This window comes from Stenotrophomonas sp. YJH_SMC_135 (assembly GCF_059372355.1).
Map to the genome: position 1 here is coordinate 71,080 of NZ_JCAFVN010000007.1, position 15,798 is coordinate 86,877.

The 15,798-nt window shown below is 68.6% G+C and carries 17 protein-coding genes; 10 read left to right on the top strand and 7 right to left on the bottom strand.

All coding sequences use genetic code 11. From position 1 onward, the window contains the following. Positions 1-131: 131 nt before the first annotated feature. On the top strand, positions 132-611 hold the full coding sequence (locus AC5P98_RS19230) for a DUF421 domain-containing protein (RefSeq protein ID WP_014648862.1): 480 nt from the start codon (positions 132-134) through the stop codon (positions 609-611). Between the two features lie 44 nt (positions 612-655). Here the strand turns inward: AC5P98_RS19230 and AC5P98_RS19235 are convergent, their stop codons facing one another. From AC5P98_RS19235 to AC5P98_RS19265, 7 genes are all read right to left on the bottom strand, one after another. Beyond that, positions 656-2,176 carry a hypothetical protein gene (locus AC5P98_RS19235; RefSeq protein ID WP_478444021.1) on the bottom strand — a complete coding sequence of 507 codons (1,521 nt, stop codon included), beginning with the start codon at positions 2,174-2,176 and terminating at the stop codon, positions 656-658. Positions 2,177-2,272: 96 nt separating this feature from the next. Further along, on the bottom strand, positions 2,273-3,169 hold the full coding sequence (gene hemF / locus AC5P98_RS19240; protein WP_032960638.1) for an oxygen-dependent coproporphyrinogen oxidase: 897 nt from the start codon (positions 3,167-3,169) through the stop codon (positions 2,273-2,275). A gap of 53 nt (positions 3,170-3,222) precedes the next feature. Continuing rightward, positions 3,223-4,836: a hypothetical protein gene (locus AC5P98_RS19245; protein ID WP_075075834.1), complete on the bottom strand. Its 1,614-nt coding sequence runs from the start codon at positions 4,834-4,836 to the stop codon at positions 3,223-3,225. Between the two features lie 37 nt (positions 4,837-4,873). After that, positions 4,874-5,839, bottom strand: coding sequence for a hypothetical protein (locus AC5P98_RS19250; protein WP_495230160.1), 966 nt, complete (start codon positions 5,837-5,839; stop codon positions 4,874-4,876). A gap of 35 nt (positions 5,840-5,874) precedes the next feature. Continuing rightward, positions 5,875-6,435, bottom strand: a complete 561-nt coding sequence (locus AC5P98_RS19255) for a hypothetical protein (protein WP_014648857.1) — start codon at positions 6,433-6,435, stop codon at positions 5,875-5,877. Between the two features lie 30 nt (positions 6,436-6,465). After that, positions 6,466-6,885, bottom strand: a complete 420-nt coding sequence (locus tag AC5P98_RS19260) for an NUDIX hydrolase (protein ID WP_075075832.1) — start codon at positions 6,883-6,885, stop codon at positions 6,466-6,468. After that, positions 6,882-9,251, bottom strand: a complete 2,370-nt coding sequence (locus tag AC5P98_RS19265; protein WP_495230161.1) for a S9 family peptidase — start codon at positions 9,249-9,251, stop codon at positions 6,882-6,884. The genes AC5P98_RS19260 and AC5P98_RS19265 overlap by 4 nt, the downstream gene beginning before the upstream one ends. 161 nt (positions 9,252-9,412) lie before the next feature. Here AC5P98_RS19265 and AC5P98_RS19270 point away from each other — a divergent pair, with 161 nt between their 5' ends. From AC5P98_RS19270 to AC5P98_RS19310, 9 genes are all read left to right on the top strand, one after another. Then, positions 9,413-9,865, top strand: coding sequence for a hypothetical protein (locus tag AC5P98_RS19270; RefSeq protein ID WP_014648854.1), 453 nt, complete (start codon positions 9,413-9,415; stop codon positions 9,863-9,865). Positions 9,866-9,935: 70 nt separating this feature from the next. Beyond that, positions 9,936-10,265 carry a hypothetical protein gene (locus AC5P98_RS19275; RefSeq protein ID WP_005414880.1) on the top strand — a complete coding sequence of 110 codons (330 nt, stop codon included), beginning with the start codon at positions 9,936-9,938 and terminating at the stop codon, positions 10,263-10,265. Positions 10,266-10,302: 37 nt separating this feature from the next. Continuing rightward, entirely contained in the window at positions 10,303-10,956 is a 654-nt protein-coding gene (locus AC5P98_RS19280; RefSeq protein WP_049404032.1) for an RNA polymerase sigma factor, read from the top strand. Further along, entirely contained in the window at positions 10,953-11,168 is a 216-nt protein-coding gene (locus AC5P98_RS19285; protein WP_014648852.1) for a hypothetical protein, read from the top strand. The genes AC5P98_RS19280 and AC5P98_RS19285 overlap by 4 nt, the downstream gene beginning before the upstream one ends. Positions 11,169-11,381: 213 nt before the next feature. Beyond that, positions 11,382-12,779 carry a cytochrome ubiquinol oxidase subunit I gene (locus AC5P98_RS19290; protein ID WP_049404030.1) on the top strand — a complete coding sequence of 466 codons (1,398 nt, stop codon included), beginning with the start codon at positions 11,382-11,384 and terminating at the stop codon, positions 12,777-12,779. A 1-nt stretch (position 12,780) separates the two neighbouring features. Beyond that, the gene (gene cydB, locus AC5P98_RS19295; protein ID WP_164167068.1) at positions 12,781-13,794 is read left to right on the top strand and encodes a cytochrome d ubiquinol oxidase subunit II; all 1,014 of its coding nucleotides are present in this window, start codon (positions 12,781-12,783) and stop codon (positions 13,792-13,794) included. A 217-nt stretch (positions 13,795-14,011) separates the two neighbouring features. Continuing rightward, positions 14,012-14,755: a beta-ketoacyl synthase chain length factor gene (locus AC5P98_RS19300; RefSeq protein WP_014648849.1), complete on the top strand. Its 744-nt coding sequence runs from the start codon at positions 14,012-14,014 to the stop codon at positions 14,753-14,755. Then, positions 14,748-15,545: a lysophospholipid acyltransferase family protein gene (locus AC5P98_RS19305; RefSeq protein WP_014038937.1), complete on the top strand. Its 798-nt coding sequence runs from the start codon at positions 14,748-14,750 to the stop codon at positions 15,543-15,545. Before AC5P98_RS19300 ends, AC5P98_RS19305 begins: the two co-directional genes overlap by 8 nt. Then, positions 15,532-15,789 (top strand): phosphopantetheine-binding protein, encoded by a 258-nt coding sequence (locus AC5P98_RS19310; RefSeq protein WP_005411610.1) that lies wholly within the window; start codon positions 15,532-15,534, stop codon positions 15,787-15,789. The genes AC5P98_RS19305 and AC5P98_RS19310 overlap by 14 nt, the downstream gene beginning before the upstream one ends. The last annotated feature ends 9 nt before the right edge of the window (positions 15,790-15,798 follow it).

Here is a 15,798-nt window from a genome sequence, read left to right on the forward strand (position 1 = left end):
CTCCCCCTGGTCAGCGGGGCTTTTTATTTGCGCCAACGGAACACACACTGGGGGTCAGATCCCTTTGCCCGCCGGGCAAAGGGATCTGACCCCAGGTGCTAGGCTGGGCCACCGTTCCGCAGGGGAAGACCATGCCCGATCTGTTCGCCCTGGCCATGCCGTGGTGGGAATTCATCCTGCGCGCGGTGGTGGTCTATGTGGTGGTGCTGGGCATGGTCCGGCTGGGCGGCAAGCGGGCTCTGGGGCAGATCACGCCCTTCGACGTGCTGCTGATCGTGCTGCTGGGCAACGCGGTGCAGAACGCGCTGCTGGGCACCGACACCTCGCTGGGCGGTGGCCTGCTGCTGGCGGCCACCCTGATCGTGCTGAACTACGGGGTGGGCTGGTTGACCACCCGGAATCGGCGCATGGAGCGGATGATCGAAGGAGAGCCCACCGTGATCGCGCGTGATGGCCGGCTGTTGGAGGGCGTTCTCCGCCGCGAACTGATCAGCCGGGCCGATTTCGATGCCGCGCTGCGCCAACAGGGCGGCCTGCGGATCGAGGACGTGCAGATCGCCCTGCTGGAGACGACCGGGCACATCACGATCATCGCGCGGAAGAGCACCTGACCTCGTAGCGCCGGGCCCATGCCCGGCTCAACAGGTGCCTGGCCTCAGGGAGCGGCTTCAGCCTTCAGCGCCGGCCAGTTGCGCGTCGCGTCCACATCGCAGGCGACGTGGGTGCCCTTGCCGTCCTTCGCGCAGATCGCAGCCATGGCCTGCGGAATCTTCGGATCCGCGGTATGCGCATACACCGCGGCCATTGCCAGGCAACCTTCGCGCACACCCGCGCTGCACAGCGTCTGGAAGTAGGACCGCGATGCGGCCCATTGTTCGTTTTTGAACAGTGCCTCGCCGGCAACCTTGCAGCCCAGCAGCTTGCCATCGGTGCAGCAGGCCTTGGCGCCGTCCTTGCGGTCCAGGGTCGGGCAGTCCAGCGGCAGGGGGATCTCCACGAAGGCCACCGGCGGTGCGCAGCTGGCATTGCCTGAGCCCGGCTTGCGCTCGTAGTAGGCGAAGCGGTTGCCGCCGTCGACGCTGGCCAGGTTTCCGTTCTTCAGCGGCTGCAGTACGAAGTCGCTGCCGACGTCGCGATGGATGAGGATGCGCCCGTCCTGCAGGCTCGCGCGCAGGCGCTGGTCGCGGCCCCCGGCTTCCACCAGGCCACCATCGAGGAAGCGCAGCTGCGAGAGCACGCCGTACTCCGCTTCATAGCTCCCACAGGGCAGCGCGGAAGCCGGCACCGGGGCCAGTGCAGCGGCCGGTACCGAGGCCAGTCGGGCAAGCGCCTCGGCGCGGCCGCAGGCCACGCCCTCCGCGCGCTGGGCGCACGACAGCTGCAGCGCCTCATGGGCCTGCAACAGGCGCCCACCACTCCACAGCGCCTCGGCAACGTCGGCGCAGAACGCCTCGCCGTGCTGCTGCCGGCACAGTGCGGCCAGTTCATCGAGCTGCGCGGTCGGCAAGACAGGGTCGTTCGAATGCTGCAGGCCGAGCACGGCCTTGCCCATCATCTCGGCGCCGACCACCTCCGCGATCGCCCTGCAGCCCTCGGCATTGAACGACGCCGAATCCTCCTTGCAGATCTCCGGCATCGGCGGCTCGGAACGTGCAGGCGCCGGCGCTGCGTCCTTGGCCTGCCGCTGGTAGGTCTCCAGCAGCTGCATGCAGGCCGCGCCCACGCCTTCGGCGCACCAGGCATGCAGCTTCAGCGGTTCGGCTTCCGGCAACGCCTCCAGGCACTCGGAGGTGTTCATCACGCAGCCGCCCTCGATGGGCTCCGGCATCGTCCTGCAGGCGGCGGTGTGCTCGCGGGTGAATTCGCGATAGGGGGTGCTGATCGTGCGATCGTTGTCCGAGAAGTACCAGTTTTCCAGGCGGCCGGTGGACAGGTTGCCGGTGCCGAGCACGTCCTCCTGGCGGGCGATGCGCAGCTGCTCGGTGGCCTGGTAGGGGCCGGACAGGAAACCATGGCCTTCACTTTCGATGGTCAGCGTGGTGTTGCCGTCGACGTCCTTGTAGGTGCCGCAGGCCATCGATTGCGCGGCGGCCGGCAGGCTGGCCGAGGCCAATGCAAGCAACAGCAGGGAGCGCCAGCCCGCGGCGCGGGGGCGGAAGGGAACAGCAGCAGGCATGGGGTCATCCTTGAAGGAGGCAGTGCAGGGCCTGTCCGGCGCGGGGCGCACCACAGGCGTAAGAAGGCGCCACGGATCAGGCGTGGCGCCGGACGATCAGAGCCAGTCGCGTGGCACCAGGTAGTCGGCCAGGCGCGCCTCGGCGCTGCCCGCTTCCGGGGTGAAGCCGTACTCCCAGCGCACCCGCGGCGGCAGGCTCATCAGGATGCTTTCGCTGCGGCCACCGCTCTGCAGCCCGAACAGGGTGCCGCGGTCGTAGACCAGGTTGAACTCCACGTAGCGGCCGCGGCGGTACAGCTGGAACTCGCGTTCGCGCTCGCCATAGGCGGCGTCCTTGCGCTGCTGCACGATCGGCAGGTAGGCGTCGAGGAAGCCATCACCGACCGCACGCAGATAAGCGAAATCGCGCTCGAAATCGCCGTGCAGGTCATCGAAGAACAGGCCGCCGACGCCGCGCGTTTCATTGCGGTGGCGCAGGAAGAAGTATTCATCGCACCAGCGCTTGTGCGCGGCATAGCGCTCGTCGCCGAACGGCGTGCACAGGTTGCGTGCGACCCGGTGCCAATGCTGCACGTCCTCGTCGAACGGGTAGAACGGAGTCAGGTCGAAGCCGCCGCCGAACCAGCTGGCCACCACTTCGCCGTCGCGCTGCGCCTGGAAGAAGCGCACGTTGGCATGGGTGGTCGGCACGTAGGGATTGAGCGGGTGGAACACCAGCGACACGCCGGTGGCGCGCCAGGAGGCGCCGGCCAGTTCCGGGCGGTTGGCCGAGGCCGACGGCGGCAGGCGGCTGCCGGCCACGTCGGAGAAGCCGATGCCGGCCTGCTCGAACACCGCGCCGTCGCGCAGCACGCGGGTACGCCCGCCACCGCCCTCGGCCCGCTGCCACAGGTCTTCCTGGAAGCGGGCCTGGCCATCGACGGCCTCGATCGCCGCACAGATGCGGTCCTGCAGGTCGGTGAGGTAGGTGCGCACGCGCTCGAATTCGTTCATGGCGCTACTTTACCGCAGGGCCCGCCCGAAGCTGCGGGCAGGCCTTGGCCGGCTCATCGCTTGCGGTTGGAAGCGCGCGGCGCCGGAGTGTCCTCGGCCGTCGCTTCGTCCACCGCCTCCTGCAGGACACGGCCCAGCTCCAGGGCGCTCCAGTTTCCGGTGTCCAGCACGTCGCAGGCGACGTGGCGCCCGCTGCGGTCGGCGGCACACAGCCGCTCCAGCGTCGCATGGGCGTCGATGTCGCTGCTGCGGCCCTGCGCTGCGACCAGGTTTTCGCAGCCCTCGCGCACGCCGGCACGGCACACGGTGGTGTAGTGCTCTGCCGCCTGCCGCCACTGGCCGGACAGCGCAAGACGGTTGCCAAGAATGTTGCAGCCCTGCAGCTTACCCTGCGCGCAGCAGGCTTCGGCACCGCCGCTGGCCAGCGCCTGCGGGCAGTCCTGAGGCAGCGGCAGCACCGTGTAGTGTTTCGGCGGGCTGCAGGTGCTCGCGCCCTCGCCGGTCGGCACGAACACCTGGAAGCGTGTCCACGTGTCCAGGCCCAGCAGCTGGCCCCCGGGCAACGGCCGCAGCACGAAGTCGCCGCCCTTGTCGTGGCGGATGCGGATGTCGCCGTCTTCGACACGAGCACGCAGTTGGCTGTCCCAGCCGATGCCGACCCGTCCTGCATCGCCGAAGTCCAGCGTATCCATCAGGCCACCTGCGGCGCGGAAGGTGCCGCAGGGCAGCGCCGTAGCCGGCTGCGGCCGCAACGAGGCGCCCAGCGCCTGCAATGCAGGCAGGCGCTCGCAGGCGGCGCTTTCCTTACCGGGCGCGCACGCTGTGGTCAGTGCCTGCACCGCCTGCAAGGGGTCGCCGGATTCCCACGAGAGCTCGGCCACGCGGCTGCAGAAGCCGCCATGGCCGACCTGCTGGCACAACTGCAACAGCTGCTGGCGCTGCGCGGCCGGCACCACCACCGGCGTGGAGGGTGACAGCACGGAGCTCACGGCTTCGACCATCGCCGCACCCATCGCGGCCTTGACGATCTGATCCTGCAGCGCCGGATCCGCTTCCAGCGCCGCTGCACAGGCCGGTGTCTCGTTGCTGAAGCCGCCATTCCGGCACGGCACAGGCAGTTCGATGCCGGCCAGTGCGGTATCGAGGATGGCCTGTTGCTGCGCCTCATCCGGCGTGGCCGGCGCCCTGGCCTCGTCATGCCAGCGATCGGCCAGCTGCAGGCACATGCCGGGCACGCCTTCCCGGCACCCTGCTTCCAGCGCGGCCGGGGGCGCTTCACGGCGGTTGTCCAGGCACGCCGCCGCATCGGCCAGGCAGCTGCCTTCAGCCGGCCTGGCTGCGGCGGCGCACTGTGCGGGGGCCTGCAGGATGTAGACCGTGCCATCCACCTCGACCGTGCGGCCACGATCGCGCACCTGCAACGCGCTGGGCAGGCCGTACTCCAGGTTCACCAGTTGCAGCTTTCCGTCGATCTGCTGGAACGCGACCGGAGACGGCGCACTGCCGAAGTGCTTCTGCTCGCCGCGGTTCGGTGAGCTGATGCGCAGCGTGCCGCTGCCTTCGTCGGCCTTGAACAGGCCGCATTGCGGTGACTGTGCGGCGGCCATCGGCGCGGCCAGCAGCAGCGCCCAGACCAGCCAGCGGCGGCGCGGTGCGGGTGAATGCATGTCGTCTCCTTGACGATCGAACGGGAAACTCCAGGCGCTACGGCGAACCACGGCCCTCGCGCGGGGGCGTGCATTGTGCCGTGCCGGGCACCGGCTGGTAGCGCTGGTAACCGGTCTGCGTATCCATGCCAAGCAGATCGCCGTTGCCCAGCTGGCGCAGGACAAGGGTTTCGCCGTCCTGCTGAAGGTGGATGGCGCCGTCTTCCAGTCGGCCGCGCGTGCCATCGCCGAAGTCGAGCCTGTCGATCGCGCCGCCATCGGCCTGATAGCGGCCACAGGGCACTTGCTGGAGAGGCACGAGGCGTAGATCGGTGCCGAGTTCACGCAATGGCGCAACACGTTCGCAGGCACTGGCGCGCCCAGCATCGCAGACCACCTGCAGCGCCTGCACGGCCAACGCGGGTTCCAGCGCGATCAACTGCTGTTCGGCCACCTCGGTGCAGAAGCGACCACCGCGCTGGTGCAGGCAGAGCCGCTGCAGCGTGGTGCGCTGCGCGGCAGGCAATGGCGCGTCCTGCTGCCCGGCTGCGGCGGCGGGTGCAGCGAGAAAGTGGCGTAGCAGCGCCGAGCACCCGGCGCCGACGCTTTCCTCGCACGCGCGTCGCGCCTGTTCCGGCGGCGCATCCGCGAGCCGCGCAATGCACAGCGCAGGTTGGCCCAGGCAGCCGTCGGTGACGGGCGCAGGGGCGCGCTGGCAGGCCTGGGGTCGATGCAACTCGAAGTCGGTCATGCCGTCGTTGATATGCGCCCCGTCGGCAGCCACGCTGATGGCGGTGGATACACCCTCGTCGAGAAATACCAGGCGCAGATCGCCGCCGCTGCGGTCGATGCGCACAGGCGCGTGTTCCTGGCCTTCCAGAGCGCGATAACCGGCAGTGGATGATTCGAACACCAGCGCCATGGCGCCCTCGGTGCTGCGGTACTCGCCACATCGCAACGCGTCGGCGGACGCAGGTTGCGCGGCGAACAGCAGCAGTGCGGGGAGCAGGGGCAGCACGCGCATGCGACGGTCCTTGTCCAGCGGGAATCGGATGGGGCTCAGCGGAAGCGCGAGCGGATGTCCGGCCTCAACAGGCGCCAGGCCAGCCAGCCCTGCAGGCCGAGGAACAGGATCGAGGTACCGACCACGATGAAGGTGACCATCCAGCGCCGCGGCTGCAGCTCCTGCTGCAGGGCCGGGTCATCGGCCAGCAGTGCGATGAGATCGCGCATGCACGCGTCCAGCCACCAGGCGATCGCGAAGTTGGCCAGTGCGCTCAGCAGCAACAGCGCCACGAAGCCCCACAGGCCCCAGCGGCGTTCGCGCAGCAGGCCCCAGCTGGCTGCGGTCGAGACCAGGCAGGCCAGCGCGATGATCATCGAGGCGCCCACCGGGTGGGCCAGCAGCCAAGTGACGCTGTGCACCCGGTGCGCCTGCGCCATTCCGGCGAGCGACTGCCACAGCGGGGTGCCGTGCAGTGGCCACAACAGCAGCGCCTGCAGCACGAAGTAGAGCGTCAGCAGCAGGCACAGCCAGAACGACGCCTGCGCCATCGGGCGCACCCAGGCGTGAGCGGGTGGCGTGGTGCGGGTGGGAAGCGGCGGGAGCGGCACTGACATCCGATGTCCTTGCAGTCGGCGCCCGCCTGCTCAGCGGGCCGTCACCCGGGTGGCGACCGCCGGCAGGATATGGTGTTCGCTCAAGGGTGCCAAGGGCAGGCCATACGGTGGTTGCAGCGGCACCCAGGCCAGTTCGGCAATTTCGGCGCGCGCCTGCGGCGTGCCGTCCACCTGCACCCACCACGCCTGGGCCTGCACGCGGTGGCCGGGCTCGTTCACCGCCCAGTCCTCGAAGGTGCCCAGCGCGATGGCGGTCTCGGCGCGCAGCTGCACACCGAGCTCTTCGTCCAGCTCGCGGGCCAGCGCCTGCAACGGTGCTTCGCCGGGTTCGGGCTTGCCACCGGGCTGGATGAAGCGGCGGGCACCGTGCTTGCGCACCAGCAGTGCCCGGCCGCGGTCATCCAGGATGACCGCGGCCACGATCCGGATCGTGGCCGCGGCGTTGCTCACTTCAGGTTCTGCTCGAACAGCTTGAGGATGCGCTTGTACTGGTCCAGCCAGGAATCGGCACGCACGTAGCCGTGGCGTTCCAGCGGGTACGGTGCGATCGACCAGTTGTCCTTGTGCAGTTCGATCAGGCGCTGGGTCAGGTTCACCGAGTCCTGGAAGAACACGTTGTCATCCATCATGCCGTGGGCGATCAGCAGGTTGTCCTGCAGGTTCTGCGCGTACTCGATCGGCGAGGACACGCGGTACGCCTCCGGATCGATGTCCGGGGTGTTGAGGATGTTGCTGGTGTAGCCGTGGTTGTAGTTGTGCCAGTCGACCACCGGGCGCAGCGCGGCGCCGGCCTTGAACGTGCCCGGCGAACGGAACAGCGCCATGAAGGTCATGAAGCCGCCGTAGGAGCCGCCGTAGATGCCGGCGTGGTCACGGTCGCCCTGCTGGGTGTCGACCAGCCAGTCCAGGCCATCCTTGTAGTCTTCCAGTTCCGGGTGGCCCATGTTGCGGTAGATGGCCGTGCGCCAGTCGCGGCCGTAGCCCTCGCTGCCGCGGTAATCCATGTCCAGCACGATGTAGCCCTTCTGCACCAGCAGGTTGTGGAACATCTGCTCGCGGAAGTAGGCCGGGTAGCGCTGGTGCACGTTCTGCAGGTAGCCGGCGCCGTGCACGAACATCACGATCGGGTACTTCTTCCCCGGTTCCTTGTTTTCCGGCTCGTAGTACTTGGCCCAGACCACGCCGGCACCGTGCCTGGACGGCACTGCCACCAGCTTCGGCTGGATCCACTGGCGTGCCTTGTAGTCGGCGGTGCGGGTGTCGGTCAGCACGCGTGCCTGGCCGCCGGTGCTGGGCAGCACCGCCAGCTGCGGCGGCAGGTAGGCACCGGAGTAACGCACCAGCAGCTGCTGGCCGTCCGGCGACAGCGAGAAATCCTCCACGCCATTGAGGCTGGTCAGCTCGCGTACCTGGCGGTTGCCGGTGTCGACCGCGCAGACTTCGTAGTCATGCGGCGCCTGCTGGTTGCACAGGAAGTAGAAGCCCTTGCCATCGGCCGACGGCACCGGTGCCGAGGTTTCCCACTTGCCGCTGGTCAGCGCCTGCGGCTTGGCGGTGCCGGCCTGGGTGTACAGGTGCGAGAAGCCCGATTCCTCGGACAACAGCCACAGCGTGCGGCCATCGGCCATCCAGCCGAAATCGTTGAAGCCCCAGTTGATCCAGGCGTTGTCGGTCAGGCGGTGGCGGTTCTGCACGCGGCCGTCGGCGGCATTGACGCTGATGATCCAGCGGTCCTTGTTGTCGTTGGCACGCAGCATCACCGCGGCCTGCTGGCCGTCGGCGCTCCAGCGGATGCCGCCGCCCATGAAGTCGCTCATCACCTGCACGCTGCGCTCGCCCTTCAGCGCATCCTTGCCGGCCTTGCGGCGCAGCTCGGCCAGCGGGTCGGTGCTGATGCCCGGCAGGTTGGACAGCGAGACTTTCTCGGCCTTGCCGGTGCGCACGTCCACGTACCACAGGGTGTGTGGCTCGAAGCCGTTGCGGCCGACGCGGGTGCGGGTGTCCTCGGTTTCCTCGTAGCCCGATTCGGTCACGTACAGCGGCATCTTGCTGGTGCGGCCGTCGTCGAAGTCCTTCGGCTTGGTCACCACGATCAGGTGGGTCAGGTCCGGCGACAGCACGCTGTCACCGATCTCGACGTCGGCGCCCAGGTAGACCGGGCCCGGTGCGCGGGTCGGATCGGCCTGGCGCCAGCGCTGGTCCTGGTCCTTCAATGCTTCGCGCTGGTCGCGGTCGCGGCGCAGGGTTTCCAGCGTGCGCAGCTGCTGGTCGCGCAGCACGTCGGCCTTGGGCGGCGTACGCGGGTCCTTCTCGGCCTTCAGGCTGGCCACCTGCTGCACGCCGCTGGCGGCGGTCCAGTGGAACCAGTTCTGGCCGACGCGCCAGATCACGCCGTTGTCGGCAGCGAAGTTCACGTTGCCCGCGCGCTCGTTGCTGCGGGTCAGCTGGGTCAGTGCGCCGCTGCGCAGGTCGCGCACGAACACATCGCCATTGCGGACGAAGGCGCTGCGGCTGCGGCTGCGGTCATAGACCGGCTCGGCCACGTCCAGGGTGCCGCGCTGGTCATCGGCCACCTGCGCGGCCACGCCACCGGCCACCGGCTGGCGGAAGGTATCGCGTACCGGGCTGCCGTTGCGCTTGAGCTGGTACTCCACCTGCTGGCTGTTCCACGACCACCAGGCCTTTTCGACCGGCGGACCGATCCAGTCCGGGTCGGCCATGGCCTGTTCGATGGTGATCGGCGTCGGCGCGGCATGCGCAGCCGGTGCGGCCAGCACGGCCGACAGCAGGAGGGACAGGGGCAGCACTCGGGACATGGGCGGACGGCACCAGAAGAGGAAACCGGCCAAGGGTACCAGCCGCCCCGGCCCGGGGCAGGGGCCACAGGTCATGGCAGCGGAATCGGCAAAATGGCCCCCTCCAGGTCGCTGCGACGGCGTGTGCGGCATGATGGCCATTCCGTTCGGATGGAACCGATATGTACTGCTACGACTACAGGATTTCGCTGCGCGTGCAGCACCCAACAGAGGCCGGCGCCGGGATTGCCGCCCGGCTGGATCTGGAACCGGCGTTTTCCCGAGACGTCGGAACCGGATACCGGGATCGCGACGGCAGCCTGATCAGCGGGCATGCGGAGACCCGCGTGGTGTTCGTACTGGAGAGGGGCAAGGACGGCTGGCTGATGGATGCCTGGCCGGCGTTGGTCGATCTCCTGCGGGCACGCGCCGATGTGATCGGGGAACTGCTGCAGGAGGGGGCTTCGATCGGCGTGCGTGTCGGCATCTTTGGAAAGACCGCATGGGCGGGTTTTGTGCTGGATCAGCAGTTGCTGCGACTGTTGGCGGACCTGCAGCTGGGTTTCCAGGTGGAGACCTATTTCCCGGACCCGGCGGACACGCCCGGCGCCAGCGACGAGGTGGCAGGCAGCTAGTGCAACCGGTTGCCGTGGTCGCGCATCCATTCTCCTGAACCCGCATCATCCACCGAACAGGAGCCCGACCATGCAGGAACTGATCCCGATCACCCTCTTCATCTGCATCGCCTACGCGATCCATGCCATTGCCGATGCGCGCGCGCGCAGCAAGCTGGTGGCCCCGCACGTGCCGGAGGAAGTGATCCGCTCGCTGGCCGTGCTGGAAGAAGAGCGGCGCCGCCAGGGGGCGTTGCGCTGGGGCATCAGCCTGGTCTGCCTGGCCCTGGCCATGGCCCTGCTGGAGGCCATCGGTGCGCGTGACCTGACCTTCGGTGCCGCTGCCGCGCTGGTCGGCAGTGCTGGCCTGGGCCAGCTGCTGGCCTGGCACTTCACCCGTCCGGCCGCACGCAAGGGCTGAGCCGGCGCATGCCACGGGCACAGGGGGCGCCCCGTAGATGAGCCTGCTCGGCGAAGCACTGTCGGCACTGCGGGGCCGTCGCCGCCACGATGCAGTATCGGCGGCACCGCCCGCCGAGCCGCTGGACGCGGACCAGGCCCTGGTGCGGGCCATCATCGATGGCTCGCAGTCGGCCTTCGCGCAACTGGTTGAAGCCCACCAGCGCACCTGCGCGCATGTGATCGGACGCATGGTGGGCGACCGCGACCAGGTGGCTGACCTGCTGCAGGAAACCTTCCTGGCCGTGTTCCGCCAGCTGCACCGGTTCCGCTTTGAATCTTCGTTGCGTACCTGGGTTTCGCGGGTGGCCTACACCACTGCACTACAGCACCTGCGCCGGCGGCGGCTGGAGGCGCAATGGATGGTGGCGGTGGAGGTGCCGGAGCAACTGGGGATCGGCGATGAAGGCCCCGGGCCCGCCGAGTTGAGCGAGGCGCTGCAGGCCGGGCGCCAGCTCGGCGCGGCACTGGAACGGCTGAGCGCGCCGCAGCGCCTGATCGTCGGCCTGCATTACCTGGAGGATTTCGATCTGGCCGAGATCGAGCAGGTGACCGGACTGGCACGCGGTACCATCAAGAGCCACCTGCACCGCGCGCGCCAGGTCCTGAAGCAGGAACTGACGCGGCATGCCACTGTCGGAGAGCTGCTGTGAACCCACCCACCGATCCTCGCGATGCGGAAGCGCGCGTGCTGGCACAGGCGTTGCGCGAGCAGGCGCAGCAGGAAGCAACGCCGGATGTGAGCGAGGCGCTGCAGAAGCGCATTGCCGCTGAGTCGCGCGACGGTGGCGTGGGCTATGTGGTGGTGCAGGTGCTGTTGTTTGGCGCGCTGCTGGCTGCAGCGGCCTGGTATTTCTGGCTCTGAGGCGCCCTCCGGGCGGTGGGCCGTTCCAGTCGCCGTTGGCAGATGCCGACCTGGGTCGGCGTTTGGGCGTGTGTGCCAACCAAGGCTGGCAGCTACCAGAACGGTTGACCCCTGCGACAAAGTGAAGCAGCGCGTCACCCGGTCGCATCCCACCTTAACGAAATCCTCCTAAAGTGGTCCGGTATCCCACCGGTCGCAGGCAGGAGGCGTCCCTTGGACGCGTTGTTGTTGTCCCGGATCCAGTTCGGATTCGTCATCAGTTTCCACGTGCTGTTCCCGGCCTTCACCATCGGCACGGCCAGCTGGCTGGCCTTCATCGAATGGCGCTGGCTGCGCACGAAGTTGCCCGTGTGGCGCGAGCTGTATTTCTTCTGGCAGAAGATCTTCGCGGTGTCGTTCGGCATGGGCGTGGTCAGCGGCATCGTCATGGCCTTCCAGTTCGGCACCAACTGGCCGCGGCTGAGCGAGGTGGCCGGTACGGTCATCGGCCCGCTGCTGACCTACGAGGTGCTGACCGCGTTCTTCCTGGAAGCCAGCTTCCTCGGCGTGATGATGTTCGGCTGGGGCCGGGTCTCGCCGCGCCTGCATTTCCTGTCCACCTGCATGGTGGCGCTGGGCACGTTGTTCTCCACGTTCTGGATCCTGTCGTCCAACAGCTGGCTGCATACGCCTGCCGGCTACGAGATGGTCAACGGCATCGTGCATCCGGTGGACTGGTGGCAGGTGGTGTTCAACCCCTCGTTCCCGTACCGCCTGGCGCACATGGCGCTGGGCTCGTTCATCACCACCTGTTTCGTGATTGGTGGCGTCGGTGCGTGGTACCTGCGCAGGGGCACGCACGTGGAAGCGGGGCGGCGAATGCTGATCGCGGCGGTGGCGTTCGCCGCACTGACCGTGCCGGTGCAGATCTTCGTCGGCGACATGCATGGCCTGAACACGCTCAAGCACCAGCCGATGAAGATCGCGGCGATGGAAGCGCACTGGCATGAAACCGAGGAAGGCGAGGGCGTGCCGCTGGTGGTGTTCGCGCTGCCCAATGAAAAGGAAGAGCGCAACGATTTCGAAGTGGCCATCCCGAAGCTGGGCAGCGTGATCCTCACCCACAGCCTGGACGGCACCTTCGACCCGCTGACCTCGGTACCGGCCAGCGAGCGGCCGCCGGTGACGCCGGTGTTCTTCGCCTTCCGCATCATGGTCGGGCTGGGCACGCTGATGCTGCTGTTGGCCTGGGTGTCAGCGTTCCAGCTGTGGCGCAGGAAGCTGCTGGATTCACCGTGGCTGCTGCGCGGATGGAACTGGATGCTGCCGAGTGGCTTCATCGCGCTGCTGTCCGGTTGGTTCGTCACCGAGATGGGGCGCCAGCCGTGGGTGGTGTACGGCGTGCTGCGCACCGCTGATGCGGTTGGCCCGCAGAGCGCGTGGATGACGGCGTTGTCGCTGGGCGTGTACGTGGTTGGCTACGCCTTCGTGTTCGGCTGGGGCATCTGGTACCTGGTGAAGATCCTGCGCCACGGACCGCGTCCGCACGATGATGGGCCGTCGCTGGACCACGGCAGCCACACCCCGGCACGCCCGCTGTCGGCGGCCGACGAACCGCTGGAGGAGCGCTGACATGGACCTGATGACCTGGCTGCCGGTGGCGTGGTTCGCGGTGATCGGCTTCGGCGTGCTGATGTACGTGGTGCTGGACGGCTTCGTGCTCGGTATCGGCATCCTGGCCCCGTTCGCCGAGGACGAGGAGCAGCTGGACCTGATGATGAACACCGCCGCGCCGATCTGGGACGGCAACGAGACCTGGCTGGTACTGGGCGGCGCCGGGCTGCTGGCGGCGTTCCCGAAAGCCTATGCGGTGCTGTTGTCGGCGCTGTACCTGCCGGTGCTGCTGCTGGTGGTGGCGCTGGTGTTCCGCGGCGTGGCGTTCGAGTTCCGCTTCAAGGCACATCGTTCGCGCCGGCTGTGGAGCGTGGGGTTCGGCCTGGGCTCGCTGCTGGCCACCTTTGCCCAGGGCGTGATCCTGGGCACGCTGGTGCAGGGCATCCCGCTGGTGCACGGTGCCTACCAGGGCGGCGCGTTCGCCTGGTTCAGCCCGTTTGCGATGCTGACCGGTGCCGCGCTGGTGGCCGGCTATGCGCTGCTGGGCAGCACCTGGCTGATCCTGAAGACGGAAGGGCGCGTGCAGGCGCTGGCGCGGCAGATGACCCGCCCGCTGGTGGTGGCGGTGATCGCGGCGATGGGCCTGGTGAGCAGCTGGCTGCCGTTCCTCGATTCGCGGTTGATGGACCGCTGGTTCAGCGACGGCAACTTCTGGTGGCTGTCGCCGGTCCCGCTGCTGACCCTGGCGGTGGCGGCCGCGCTGTGGCGCAGCGCGACCCATCCGCGCCGCGACCTGCCGCCGTTCCTGCTCAGCCTGGCCCTGTTCGTGCTCGGCTTCCTTGGCCTGGTGCTGGGCATGTGGCCCTACCTGCTGCCGCCGTCGATGACCCTGTGGCAGGCCGCCGCGCCGGCCTCCTCGCTGGGCTTCACCCTGGTCGGGCTGGTCATTCTGCTGCCGGTCATCCTCGGCTACACGGCGTGGTCGTACCGGGTGTTCCGCGGCAAGGTGCACGCCGACACCGGTTACCACTGATCGTTTGAATGCGGGGCCGGCCGGTGCCGGCCCCCGCGTTGGGGAATGTGAAACCTGCACACCCCGCGCAGGACGTGCTAGCGTGCGCTCCTTTCCGGCGGCCAGGGGGGCAGCCGGCGACGTCCTGGACGGACGCACGGCTGCAGGAATGGGGGGCCGCCGCGCGTCGCCGTAATGGCTCGTGCCTATCGTTCTCCCGTTGAAGCACCATCGCTAAATGATCGAATTCTCCATCGTCGACTGGGCCGCCTGGGCGCCCGGCCTGAGCGAGCGTAGCCAGTGGCTGGGCTGGGCCGATGCGCCGTATCCGCCGCAGGGCGAAGACACGCCGGCGTTGGCCGAGATCCCGGCGATGCAGCGCCGCCGCATCGAGCGGCTGGGCCGGATGGCGATCCAGGCTGCCTGCTGGTGCGAGGACGGGCAGGGCGCTGACAGCCAGGTGCCGCTGGTGTTCGCCAGCCGCCACGGCGACGTGGCCCGTTCGATGGACCTGCTGGGGGCGCTGGCCAGCGATCAGCCTCTGTCCCCCACCGGGTTCGGCCTGTCGGTGCACAACGCGATCGCGGCGCTGTACTCGATCGCCCGCGGCCACCGCGGCAACTACCTGGCGCTGGCCGCCGGCCAGGCCACGGTCGAGACCGCCTGCCTGGAGGCCGCCGGGCTGCTGGCCGATGGTGCCCGCGAAGTGCGGGTGGTGGTCTATGAGTCGCCGCTTCCTGAAATTTACGCGACGTTTGCCGACGAACCCGACCCGTTCTTTGCCTGGTGCTGGCGTTTGACCGCGCCGACAGCGGGCCAGCCGACGCTCTCGCTGCAATGGGAGGCGGCGCCGGAGGCCACCGCCACCGCCCCGGGCACGCTGCCGCACGCGCTGGACCTGCACCGCTTCCTGCTGTCTGGCGCGCCGGCGCTGGAGCACGTGGCCCAGGGCCAGCGCTGGCGCTGGGGACGCCGTGGCTGAGGCGCTGCGCCGCCTCGATCATGCCTGGCGGGTGTTCGGCACCGGCCTGAGCTTCGCCGCATTTGGCGTGGGCGGCCTGCTGCTGGGCGTGCTGGTGATGCCGGTGCTGCTGCTGATGCGCGACCCGGTGGTCCGCCGCCGCCGGGCCCGCCGCGTGGTCCAGGTCGCCTTTGCCAGCCACCTGCGCCTGATGCGTGCGCTGGGGGTGATGACCTACCAGATCGAGGGCGGGGAACGCCTGCAGCGCGACGGTTTGCTGGTTCTGGCCAATCACCCGACCCTGATCGACGTGGTCTGCCTGATTTCGCTGCTGCCCAACGCCGATTGCGTGGTGAAGCGGGCCGTGGCCTGCAACCCGTTCATGCGCGGCCCGGTGCGGGCGGCCGGCTACATCGCCAACGATGACGGGGCCGGCCTGGTCGACGACTGCGTAGCGGCGGTGCATGCCGGCGGTACCCTGGTGATCTTCCCCGAGGGCACCCGCAGCGTGCCGGGCCAACCGCCGCGGCTGCAGCGCGGGGCCGCCAACATCGCCGTCCGCGGCCGGCTGGACATCACCCCGGTACGGATCACCTGCACCCCGCCCACGTTGACCAAGGGACAGAAGTGGTATCGTGTCCCCTCACGTCGCTTTCACGTTCGGCTGCAGATCGGCGAAGATATCCCGATCGCGCCCTTCCTGGCCGATGACGACTCGCCAAGGGGGGATGCCTTGGCAGCACGCCGCGTCACCGAGCACCTTTCTCGTTATTTCGACCTGTCTGGAGATCCGCCCCGTGCAAGCACTTGAGCACGAGATCAAGGAATTGATCATTTCCTCCCTTTCGCTGGAGGACATCACGCCGGAGGACATCGATCCGACCGCGCCGCTGTTCGTCGAGGGCCTCGGCCTGGATTCGATCGACGCGCTGGAACTGGGCTTGGCGCTGCAGAAGAAGTACGGTGTCAGCCTCTCGGCCGATTCAGAAGAAACCCGTCGCCATTTCTCCAGCGTGCGCGCGCTCGGCGAGTTCGTCGCCGCCCGCCAGTCGTAACGGCGCCAG